At 61.6% G+C, this 242-nt stretch carries 1 protein-coding gene; it reads left to right on the forward strand.

The annotated features are described in order from the left end of the window. Window positions 1-75 precede the first annotated feature (75 nt). On the forward strand, window positions 76-242 hold a 167-nt coding region (locus tag BST12_RS34105; RefSeq protein WP_483869194.1), incomplete at its 3' end, for a DUF7159 family protein.

Here is a 242-nt window from a genome sequence, read left to right on the forward strand (position 1 = left end):
GCACTGGGGTTTGTGGCGTGCGATGGTGCGGGCTGAGGGCATCGGAGGTTCCGGGAACGATTGAGGTGCGAGAATTTGGACACGGTACTTGGGCTCTCGATAACGCCTACCACCCTGGGGTGGGTCCTCGCTGAAGGACACGGCGCAGACGGCGCCATCTTGGACCGCAACGAATTGGAGCTACATAGCGGTCGTAACGCGCAGGCCATACATACCGCAGAGCAGCTGGCGGCGGAAGTTCT

Origin of the sequence: Mycobacterium angelicum, from assembly GCF_002086155.1 — a bacterium.
In the GTDB taxonomy this organism is placed as follows: domain Bacteria; phylum Actinomycetota; class Actinomycetes; order Mycobacteriales; family Mycobacteriaceae; genus Mycobacterium; species Mycobacterium angelicum.